This window comes from Acinetobacter sp. NEB 394, from assembly GCF_013374795.1.
GTDB classification, from domain to species: domain Bacteria; phylum Pseudomonadota; class Gammaproteobacteria; order Pseudomonadales; family Moraxellaceae; genus Acinetobacter; species Acinetobacter johnsonii.
Genome location: NZ_CP055277.1, coordinates 3347469 through 3358680, shown reverse-complemented (window position 1 = coordinate 3358680; position 11212 = coordinate 3347469). Strand labels below are relative to the sequence as shown.

At 40.8% G+C, this 11212-nt stretch carries 10 protein-coding genes and 2 pseudogenes; 8 read left to right on the top strand and 4 right to left on the bottom strand.

Annotated elements, in window-relative coordinates:
* Positions 1–14 precede the first annotated feature (14 nt).
* The 8 genes and pseudogenes from HUK62_RS16380 to HUK62_RS16345 all read left to right on the top strand — a co-directional run bounded on the left by HUK62_RS16380 (position 15) and on the right by HUK62_RS16345 (position 7381).
* Positions 15–1436 (top strand): FAD-dependent oxidoreductase, encoded by a 1422-nt coding sequence (locus HUK62_RS16380; RefSeq protein ID WP_176538365.1) that lies wholly within the window; start codon positions 15–17, stop codon positions 1434–1436.
* 222 nt (positions 1437–1658) lie between these two features.
* Positions 1659–2536 (top strand): annotated as a pseudogene (locus tag HUK62_RS16375) (metal-dependent hydrolase).
* Positions 2537–2684: 148 nt separating this feature from the next.
* Entirely contained in the window at positions 2685–3275 is a 591-nt protein-coding gene (locus tag HUK62_RS16370; RefSeq protein WP_005401344.1) for a LemA family protein, read from the top strand.
* Positions 3276–3321: 46 nt separating this feature from the next.
* Positions 3322–4395 carry a TPM domain-containing protein gene (locus tag HUK62_RS16365; RefSeq protein ID WP_005401343.1) on the top strand — a complete coding sequence of 358 codons (1074 nt, stop codon included), beginning with the start codon at positions 3322–3324 and terminating at the stop codon, positions 4393–4395.
* A complete protein-coding gene (locus tag HUK62_RS16360; RefSeq protein WP_005401342.1) occupies positions 4389–4949 on the top strand; it encodes a TPM domain-containing protein in 561 nt (186 codons plus the stop codon). The genes HUK62_RS16365 and HUK62_RS16360 overlap by 7 nt, the downstream gene beginning before the upstream one ends.
* Positions 4950–5564: 615 nt before the next feature.
* Positions 5565–5912: pseudogene (locus HUK62_RS16355) on the top strand (hypothetical protein); the annotation flags it as partial.
* 317 nt (positions 5913–6229) lie between these two features.
* A complete protein-coding gene (locus tag HUK62_RS16350) occupies positions 6230–6415 on the top strand; it encodes a hypothetical protein (RefSeq protein ID WP_010327641.1) in 186 nt (61 codons plus the stop codon).
* Between the two features lie 33 nt (positions 6416–6448).
* Positions 6449–7381, top strand: a complete 933-nt coding sequence (locus HUK62_RS16345; protein ID WP_010327640.1) for an IS5-like element ISAha2 family transposase — start codon at positions 6449–6451, stop codon at positions 7379–7381.
* A gap of 156 nt (positions 7382–7537) precedes the next feature.
* Here HUK62_RS16345 and bfr read toward each other — a convergent pair whose 3' ends face one another.
* From bfr to HUK62_RS16325, 4 genes are all read right to left on the bottom strand, one after another.
* On the bottom strand, positions 7538–8002 hold the full coding sequence (bfr, locus tag HUK62_RS16340; RefSeq protein ID WP_004691472.1) for a bacterioferritin: 465 nt from the start codon (positions 8000–8002) through the stop codon (positions 7538–7540).
* Positions 8003–8253: 251 nt separating this feature from the next.
* On the bottom strand, positions 8254–8448 hold the full coding sequence (locus HUK62_RS16335) for a bacterioferritin-associated ferredoxin (RefSeq protein WP_010327639.1): 195 nt from the start codon (positions 8446–8448) through the stop codon (positions 8254–8256).
* A gap of 155 nt (positions 8449–8603) precedes the next feature.
* The gene (locus HUK62_RS16330) at positions 8604–8987 is read right to left on the bottom strand and encodes a RidA family protein (RefSeq protein WP_004691470.1); all 384 of its coding nucleotides are present in this window, start codon (positions 8985–8987) and stop codon (positions 8604–8606) included.
* Between the two features lie 69 nt (positions 8988–9056).
* A complete protein-coding gene (locus tag HUK62_RS16325) occupies positions 9057–11156 on the bottom strand; it encodes an HD domain-containing protein (RefSeq protein ID WP_005401339.1) in 2100 nt (699 codons plus the stop codon).
* Between the last annotated feature and the right edge of the window lie 56 nt (positions 11157–11212).

Below are 11212 nucleotides of genomic sequence, written 5' to 3'. Positions count from 1 at the left end.
CCACGGAGAGAGACATGGCAGAGCGCCTAAACAATGACTTTCAATTTCTGGATGTAGCACGCCAAGATCCAGAGAAAAAAGAGATTCAGGTCCGCAAAGCAGAGTTTGTGGAAATTTATAAACCTTTTACAGCGGAAGTGGCAGCAAATCAGACCCACCGTTGTTTAGGGTGTGGTAACCCATATTGTGAATGGAAATGTCCAGTACATAACTATATTCCAAACTGGTTAAAGTTGATTGCTGAAGGCCGTATTTTCCAAGCAGCAGAACTGTGTCACCAAACCAACACGCTACCAGAAGTGTGTGGTCGTGTTTGTCCGCAAGACCGTTTATGTGAAGGGGCTTGTACCTTAAACGATGGTTTTGGTGCAGTGACGATTGGTAACGCTGAAAAATATATCAATGACACTGCGTTTGCACTGGGCTGGCGTCCAGATATGTCTTCAGTAAAGTGGACAGATAAAAAAGTCGCGATCATTGGTGCAGGCCCTGCGGGTCTAGGCTGTGCTGATATTTTGGTGCGTAGTGGGGTTAAACCTGTAGTATTCGACAAACGCCCTGAAATTGGTGGTCTACTGACTTTTGGTATTCCAGAATTTAAAATGGAAAAAGATGTGATGAAGCGTCGCCGTGAAATCTTCACGGGCATGGGCGTGGAATTCCGTTTAAATACTGAAATTGGTACAGATGTCACCATCGATCAATTGCTTACTGAATACGATGCGGTGTTCATGGGTATGGGTACTTATACCTACATGAAAGGTGGCTTCGCAGGTGAAGATCTAAATGGTGTCTATGATGCCTTGGATTTCTTGATTGCCAATGTCAACCGTACTCAAGGTTGGGAAAAAGACCCAAGCGAGTACATCAGTGTTGAAGGTAAAAAGGTGATTGTCCTAGGTGGTGGTGACACTGCAATGGACTGTAACCGTACTTCGATTCGTCAGGGTGCAGAAGTGGTGAGCTGTGCATACCGTCGTGATGAAGAAAATATGCCAGGTTCACGTCGTGAAGTGCAAAATGCCAAAGAAGAAGGAGTGAACTTCTTGTTTAATCGCCAACCAATTGAAATTGTAGGTGAAAATGGTAAAGTCACAGGCGTAAAAGTGATTACGACTCAACTTGGCGAGCCTGATAGCCGTGGTCGTCGCAGCCCAGAACCAATTCCGGGTTCAGAAGAAATTTTACCTGCAGATGCAGTTTTATTGGCATTTGGTTTCCGTACCAGCCCTGCGGATTGGTTTACAAATGTGAATATTAACCTTGATGGTTCAGGTCGTGTAGTTGCGGCTGAACAGCAAACCTATAAATTCCAAACCTCAAATCCGAAAATCTTTGCGGGTGGTGATATGGTTCGTGGTTCAGACCTTGTTGTCACAGCGATTTGGGAAGGCCGTCAAGCAGCTGAAGGTATTTTGGATTATTTAGACATTTAATCTAAATCGTTCAACACAAAAACCCGCTTCGGCGGGTTTTTTATGATCACTGTTTGCTTGAGATGATATGAAAGAGGTGGATCGGGATAAATCGAAAAAGATCTGGTGGAGAGTCCGATAAAAATGGACGAATTTGCAAACGTACTAAGCACTTTTGCCATATGTGAACGGTCTCTAAATTCAGATACTGAAGATCGCTCGGTTAAATGTTAGGAAATAGACATGACTCAAGTGACGACAGAAAAACTATATCAACATCGTCCAAAAGCTCAGGGTATTACGATTCGACGTTTGCAATTCAACCCCAAAGCCATTCGCAGGCATTATTTTGCCAATTCACCGGTCATGTCACATTTGCTGACGGCATTGTCTTCGACTTTTCCCATAGGTGAGCAGTTCTTTGTGCATAGCGTGCGTAATGTACGTGACCAAGTGAAGGATGAAAATCTGCAAGTGCAGATTGCGGCATTTATTGGTCAAGAGGCGATGCATTCTCAAGCACACACGGCATTTAATGCTGCATGGCGCCGTGATGATTATAATCTCGACCGTTTTCAGGCATGGTTGGCGGGTAAGATGATGATGTGAAAAACCTGCATCCTAAAATTCAGCTCGCAATCACCTGTGCTTTTGAGCATTTTACGGCACTGCTAGGCGGCTATATCTTAAGGCATCCTGAGGTATTGAGCACCTTGGATGATGATGCGGTTAAACTCTGGGTGTGGCATGCCATTGAAGAAATTGAGCATCGTGCGGTTGCCTTCGATGTTTATCAAGATGTGTATGGTGATGACAAGATTCGCCGTTTAATTATGCGCAGTGTAACGACAGGTTTCGCCAGTTTAACTTTTTACTCAGCCAGTCGATTATTTTTACAAGACCACAAAAAGAGTATACCGAAATTGGGTGGGAATCTCTTTGGGTTGTATTTACTGGCGAAGATGTTTGTGCAATTGCTGCCTGAATATCTGTCTTATTACAAAAGCAACTTTCATCCCTCAGATATTGATTACACCCAACTGTTGAAATACTGGAAAACCCGTTTGGCAGACAACTATCAACTCGAAGGTTTTCAGCAGGAATTGCACGCGGCTATTTAGTTTAAGTATAAAAATAAATAATCAAAACCGAGTGAATATCGCTCGGTTCTTTCATTTTTAGCTACTTTAACTAAAAGTAACAAAAGGATAATCAAATGTGTTTACAATCAGGTTATTGCAATAAATACAAAAGAAAGAGGATAGCTGAATGAATTTTATGAAAAAAACTGCTGTCGTTGTTGCCCTTGTGAGCACGTTAACGCTATCGGGCTGTGGTTATAATACCTTACAGGTCAAAGATGAGGCAGTTACAGCTGCTTGGTCGGAAGTACAAAACCAATATCAGCGCCGTGCAGATTTGGTGCCGAACTTGGTGAATGTAGTGAAGGGGTATGCTAAGCATGAAGAGCAAGTCCTAACTGAGGTCACACAGGCTCGTGCCAATGTGGCAGGTTTAAAAGTCGATAAAGAAGTATTAGAAGACCCTGCATTATTCCAAAAATATCAAGAAGCTCAGGCGCAAATGACAGGTGCATTGTCGCGTTTAATTGCGGTCTCAGAAAACTATCCAGACTTAAAAGCCAATGAGCAATTCCGTGATTTACAGGTTCAACTCGAAGGTACCGAAAACCGTATTGCGGTAGCGCGTAATCGCTACATTAGTACAGTACAAGACTTTAACTCCTATGCACGTCAGTTCCCACAAGTCATGACTGCGAAGGTGATTGGGATGGACACCAAACCGAACTTTAGTGCGGAGCAAAGTGCGCAAAAAGCACCAACGGTATCATTTAACTAGTTGAAACCTCAGTGATCTCACGCAATCGTAGCTATAGGGTGAATGAATGATAGGACGGCAGCAGTTCTTACGGTTTTCCTATAAATGGATGCTTGCATTCATTTTATCAGGACTGCTGTGTCTAAGTTCTTTAACATGGGCGGAAGTTGCTACAGCAACAGATGGTGCTGCGGAAACAATCGTTGCTGGAAAGATGATTCAAGGTCAGCAAGCAGCGAGTTCTAATAAGGTAAGCTCTACCAATACTGATGCCGTGCCACAACCACCCATTGCCAATGATATGGCAGAAGGTGAATTGATATGGGCGTTACCGACCTTAAATGAACCCGTGATCGATCAAGCACATATTTTAAGTGCTGAAGATAAGGAAGCTATTGGCCAAAAAATTCGTGCCTTGCATGACACAGGAAAAGCCCAAATAGGCGTAGTGATTGTCCCGACCACAGGTCAAGAGGATATTTTTGGTTTTGCAATGCGTATTGCAGACCAATGGCAGCTCGGTTCAGCAAAGCAGGACAACGGTTTGCTGATTGCAATTGCCGTTAATGACCGACGTATGCAAATTCTTACGGGTTATGGTTTGGAAGGCGTCATTCCTGACATTATTGCGAATCGCATTATTAATCAACAAATCACACCGTATTTTAAACAAGCTCAGTATGCTCAAGGGATCAATGCAGGGCTTACTGAAATTGAACGTATTTTAAATCTTGACCCTGAAGTTGCAGCCCAAGCAGCGCAGGAATTACAAGAACGCCAAGACCAAGCCATTCGAGAGCAGGAAGCCAAAAGTAAAACCTTTAGTACTGCTTTATTTATCTTAATTGCTGGCGCAATTGGCTCATTTGTGGTGGGGAAGCGTTTAAGTGCCTCGACGGCTGCAGTTGCAGGCATCGTGGCAGGCTTGGTCAATGGAGCTGGTTTAGTCACCAGTTTGCTAATTGGTGGTGGGATTTTCTTTTTACTCATCACGGCCTTAGCCCAAACGATATTTCAGCTCTTTCTCTCTTCTGGCGGTGGAGGTGGGCGCGGAGGTCGTGGCGGCGGCGGTTTTGGTGGAGGTGGATATAGTGGCGGGGGCGGCGGCTTCGGCGGTGGAGGAGCATCAGGGTCATGGTAACAACAACTGAAACGACGGACATCGTTACTAAACCAAAGCTAGATGAAGTTGTACAACCGAGTTTTAAGCGTTGGTTAAAGCATTTATTACATATGCCAGCTAGTAAACGCTTTTTTAATCAGCAAGATCAACATGCGATTGCGCAAGCGGTATCTGCTGCTGAACATGGGCACATTGGTGAAATCCAAGTGGTGATCGAAGGGCACATGCCTGCTCGAGAAGCCTATTATTTAGATACTCGTGGACGTGCGAAACAACTGTTTGCTGAGCTCGGTGTGTGGGATACCGAGTTGAATAGCGGGATTTTACTGTACTTAAACTTGTGTGAGCGTAAAGTCGAGATTGTCATTGACCGTGGAATACAGTTAGCTACTACACAGCAGGTGTGGGACGAGGTCTGCCAAAGTATTATTGCAAAAATGGCACAGCAACAGTATCGGCAGGCTTTAGTCGATGCCGTTACTGAAGTTGGGACTATTTTGGATCATTTCTATGCCAATAAAATAGAGGATAAAGCTGATGAATTGAGCAATTCGCCAATTATGTTGAACTAGAAAGAGGGAAACTGACAATATTTGTCAGTTTTTTACATAAAAACACAATGCTCAAAAATAAATTTTTAAATAGTGAAATAAAGTGCTGTTTTTTATTTAAAAATAAATATAATAAAAGTTGGCATAATACATGCTAATTACAAAGTAGCTTAAAAAGCTTATAAAAAATTAACAAAACATTTGTGGAGAATGTTATGAACGCTCAAAAGGGTTTCACTCTTATTGATACTCCATAAGTGTCCATATAAAATGAACAATCCATAAGTAAGTCAATATGGACATAAAAATAATAAATTTGATATGAAGAATCACTATTATCTTTTTCTACTTTTTTCAATCTCCGGTTTTACTCATGCTCAAGAACTAGACTTCATTCAATATTCAGATATTTCATCAATTCCTCAAATTGTTTTGAATCCAAAAATCCAAACAGAACTTCAAACATTGTTAAAGCATGATTATCTAAAATTTCAGGTGGTGTTTCAAAAAGTATGCTAGTTAATTCTGTCAATAGAGAAATTGAAAATAAGTAAATTAAATTCACTATATTTTTAATGCTTTATGAGATTTCAATTGTGGTTAAAATATAATCAGTATACTTTTTGAAACACCACCAAATTTCAATCTAATTTTGACAATTACTCAGCGCCATATTTACTGAAAACAGATGAGGCGCTGTATTATGAAGGTCGGTCTGGAAGCACTTTAGATGCTTCATCCGCGATTGTGTTTAAAGATGGGCGATTGTTTGCTGCAATATATTTTTCCAATACCAAGACTTTAAAATACTTTAGCAACGATGCCAGTTGCTCAGAACAGTTACATCCTGCGATTCAAGTTTTTGCTCAGCAGCGTGAAATTCAAGGTATTGAATATGCAACAGCTAGAGCCAATACCGCTTTAAAATATAATTTTGGCCCCGCTTCAAAATGTGAAACCTATTTTAAAAAATTAGGAAGATAGCTGTGTTAGCGGCAGTGTAAAAATGCCCCCCTAACGGCATTTAAAAACTGCCCCCCTTGGTTAATATAGTGGTCGATTTATTGTTCGTGTTCCATCATTGTTCATCAAAAACTTGCCTTGGAAGCAGCAGGGCGTGGTGTAAGTATGAATCATCAGGTGTTGGCAAAAATTAGCTTATGTGACTATTTCTGGTCGTCTAACAAGTAAGAATAACTGGTATGCTACGAACAGTAATAGGTGATCGTTTTATCTAGTAATTTGTATGATATTGTTAGATTTAAGGCTTGATCAGTAAAATTAGAGCTTGAGGTGATGCTATGACGTTATTGGAACAGCAGGTAGTACCAGCAGCTGTATTGGGAAAGTCAGTACTTAGGGCTGCTAAACTGCTTTCCCTTAGTCAGTCTCCGCTCGCAATAGTGCTAGATATGGATGTTGAGGCAATCACTCAATTGCAAAACCAACCTGAATTAGATCCAAATGGCTTTGTTGCACAAACCTAGCCTATAAGGTTTATTCAGTCCTATAATTTCAAAATGAATAAACCTACTCCTAAAACTTATCGTACAACCAACTGGTCTTCCTATAATCGCGCTCTCATTAATTGGGGCAACATTTCCATTTGGTTTGATCCAAACACTCAGTGGTATGCACAACCACAAAACAAGCAAGGTCGAAATCAAACTTACTCCGATACGGCTATTCAATGCTGTTTAATGATCAAATCTTTATTTAGACTCTCTTTACGCATGGTCACAGGTTTTGTTCAAAGTCTGATTAAACTTTGTGGATTAAATTGGACCGCACCAGATTACAGTACGCTTTGTCGAAGACAAAAACATATTGATATTGCGATTAGCTATCAAAAAAGTAGTGATGGGCTACATCTACTCGTCGACTCAACTGGCTTAAAGTTTCTAGGTGAAGGTGAGTGGAAACGTAAGAAACATGGACCTGAATATCGTCGCCAATGGCGTAAGCTTCATATTGGCATCGATGCTGAAACCTTGCAAATACGTGCAGTACAGCTTACTACAAATAATGTGAGCGATTCGCAAGTACTCGGTGATTTACTTGCTCAAATTCCCTTAGATGAACGAATTGATTCGGTCTATACCGATGGTGCTTATGACACGAAGCACTGCAGACAAGTCATTCTAGATCGAGATGCACATGCGCTCATTCCGCCAAGAAAAAATGCAAAACCATGGAAAGATCAGAAATTGAGATCTTTAGAGCGGAATGAGTTACTGAAAACAGTTAAACGTTTAGGAAGAACGCTTTGGAAAAAATGGTCTGGTTATCATCGTCGAAGTTTAGTTGAAACCAAGATGCATTGCATCAAACTATTAGGTGATAAATTAACAGCAAGGAGTTTTTCTAGTCAGGTGAATGAGATTCATGCACGCATAGCCGTATTGAACAAATTTACAGAATTAGGTCGTCCTCATACCCAAGTTGTCATTTGAATTCTGTTCAAATGAGCAGAGTGTTATCTTTTAAATCTTTGTGCAACAAAGCCCCTGAGAACTGTACTCAAAATTAATGATTATTTTATCTTTGGAAATAAGCATAAACAGTAAAAAACCTGCATATGCAGGTTTTTTTTAAACAGTAGAAAAGTCTTAAATTTGACTCTGTATATAATTTTCTACACCGACGGTTTCAACCAAATCGAGTTGTGTAGTTGTCCAATCTAACCACTCTTCTTCTTTTTCTAAAATCTCTTGAACAAGATCTCGAGTAACGTAGTCCAGTTGTTCTTCGGCAAGCTTAACAGCGGCTTGAATGGATTCAATGTTCTCTTTAACTTTACGGACATCACAGTTTAGAACTTCAACAGTATGTTGGCCGATATAGAGTTTACCCAAGTGTTGTAAGTTTGGTAGACCTTCTAAAAAAAGAATGCGCTCAATAATTTTGTCAGCATGCTTCATTTGACGGATTGACTCTTTATATTCAGCTGAACCGAGTTGCTCAATTCCCCAATCATTAAACATACGAGAGTGCAGGAAATTTTGGTTAATGGCAGTTAAATGATGATAAAGCACCTGATTTAACTGATTAATTACATCACGATTGCCTTTCATGAGAAAGCTCCATTCAAACTGCGGCTTAAAAATAATATCAATAACTTATGAGAAATATCTTAAACAACAAAGTGGATTTTGGCGAGTAATTTATAGAACAGCAAATGAAAATCGCAATCAAAAGCATACGAGGTGGAAATTGGATTTTTAGGCATTTAAAAAGAAAACCCGCTTAGAGTCATAAGCGGGGGAGGAGCTACTCATAAAGAGTACGTTTATAATTATGGTTATTCTAAAAACGAATAAAATATCTAGGCAGCAATAGCTAAGCGTGAGGCAATCGCAGAGACTTCTGCGCTGATGATTGAGCGTGCTTCTGGTGCACAGCGACCACAGCATGTCCCGAGATCCAGCATCTCGCGAACTTCGCGATAACTGCCCGCACCATTTTCAACAGCGTCTTTAATATCTTGATCTGTAATACCACGGCATAAGCACACGTACATTTCAGCAAGCCACATGAATGAAATAAGATAAGTGATATTATTGATAATTGTTATCGTTTGTCAATAAAAATCATTTGAAATCTCATTTGTCTTTATTGGAATTTTGGATAAAAAAAAGCCACTCAATCGGTGGCTTTTTCTTAAAAAAATATAACTTATTGATTAATAATCACAATGCCATCCATCTCAACCAATGCATTTTTAGGTAGGCTAGCCACACCGAGTGCAGCGCGTGCAGGGTAAGGTTGTGCGAAATACTCGCCCATAATTTGATTGACCAACTGGAAGTTTGAAAGATCGGTTAAGAAAATATTCAACTTCGCGATATCAGCCAGTGTTCCACCAGCAGCTTCACAGACAGCTTTTAAATTATCAAACACACGACGAATTTGTGCTTCAATGCCTTCAACCAACTCCATACTGTATGGGTCTAAACCGATCTGACCAGAAAGGTAAAGTGTATTGCCGACTAAGATTGCTTGCGAATAAGTGCCGATCGCAGCAGGGGCATTTTCAGTATGAATTACTTGGCGGGACATCGTGTTCTCCTATTATATTCACCATCAATCATAGCCTAGATTGGCATTAAAATGTGTGGATTTAAACAATTAACTCGCAATCGATGTTTCCGCAATACTAACAGGTTGAGCCAATCGACTGATACGTGGGAAGCCAAAATGCATACGTAGATCACGAATGATTTTTGCAATTTGCTTACGGTTGTGCACCACAACATTGACATAAGTCTTATCATCTTGATTACACACCATTTCGACCCCGATTTTTTCTTTACGGCATTGATAAATTAGGTCAGAAATTTGTTCGTCATCCATGGCCATGTTAATCAATAAATATGCAGTAAAACTAATTTCTTCTTCATTCTCGTTAGTCCACTGCAACGGCATGATATTTTCAGGGTGCAGATGTTGTTCATGTAGGAGGTTATGACAACGTGCACGATGCACAATAAGACCGCGGCGTGATAAATGTCCTTGAATTGGGTCACCCAACACAGGGTTACAGCAATGTGCGTATTTAACATCGACACCCTCAGTACCTTGAATGAGTCTGTCAGATTCCTGTGCACTTTGGTCATGCGCAAACAAATGATTCGCAACCAATTGCGGCAGTAAATCGCCCACGGCAATTTGTTCAAAGAGTTGGTCTTTACTTTCAATATGTCGCCATTGTAAAAGTTCTAACCAATCTGATTCGGTTAAATCTTTAATGGATACATTGAATAGCTTTAAAGCGCGATTTAAAGCTTGTTGTCCAACAAGGCGTTGTTCTTCGATGTCTTGCTCACGCAGTATATTTTGTAAGGCACGACGGGCTTTTTGCGTGTTGACAAAGCTGAGCCAATCTGGGTTTGGGGTGGCCAAGACATCAGTAATAATTTCAATCACCTGACCACTGTGCAATGGCGTAGAAAGTGGTTTAGTTTCCCCATTGATTTTCGCACCTACCGCATGGTTACCTAAAAATAAGCTAGCAGAGTAGGCAAAATCGACTACCGTTGCACCTTGTGGTAACTCGTGTAGATGACCTTGTGGGGTATACACCCAAATTTTCTCTTGGTGTAAATAATCGAGCAGTTCGCTAAAAGTGGTTTTAGCACAGGCTCCATCGATCAAGACATTCAAGTTCTGCATCGAGGCTTGAATCGCAGAGCGGCAAGCTTGCGGAGCACTATCGCCTAGGACTACACCAAAACGCGCAGCTTTGCGCATCAGTTCGGTTTGAATGGTGACTGATAAGGTTGTGTTTTCACCTTTTAAACGTAGTAGTAGCGATTGGTTACCACCTGGGAGTGGTTTACGAATATGGTCTGCAAAGTGTAAAACTTGAAAACTCTCTCGCAACACATCGGCTAAGCGGTCACAGTCAGCAATACTATTTAGAATAATTTCAAAGGCATGACTATGCGTAAGTTCATGTAGATCAATGTCATTTTTTACAAAGTGACGTAACAGTTCGATATTATTATTTTTCTTTTTAATTCGACCTGAGATTTGATGGGTTTTTAATAGCTCAGTAAGATTATTTTCCCATTTGCTTTGATATTCACAGCGTTTGGGTTTGGTTTGCAGGAGGGCTTCTTGGACATTGTTATACATGTCGAGATCAAGGTTTTGATAACACAGATGTTCGAGGTTATCGCCCATCTCATTCATACCAACAATACGTGCCATTGGGACAAAAATATCAAAGGTTTCTTGAGCAATACGCGCACGCTTATCGGGACGTAGTGCATCCAAGGTAGTCATGTTGTGATAGCGGTCAGCCAGTTTAATAATAATGACACGTGGGTCTTGTAATGTGGCTTGCAGAATTTTTCGGAAAGAAGCGGCTTTATTATATTCTTTATCGCTGGATTGACTAAGTTTGGTGACGCCATCGACCAGTTCGGAAACGGTTTTTCCAAATTTTTCTGCAATATCTTCTTTGCTAAAGTCTGTGTCTTCAATCACATCATGTAAAAGTGCCGCCATCAGGGTTTCGGGATCTAGACGCATATGCGCTAAAATGCAGCTTACCGCAATCGGGTGCAAAATATAGGGTTCGCCACTTTTACGGGTAATACCATCATGGGCAATATCCGCATAATCACAGGCCGCAAGCACTCGTTCGACGTCGCTTTCAGTTAAGTAAGCATCGATAATAGTTTTGAGCTGTTGTTTAGCTTGGCTGACCATTGGGCCTGGCATAAAACACCTTTAAGACGTAGCAATTACAAGAAAATTTTACTGATCCTCTAATGAAA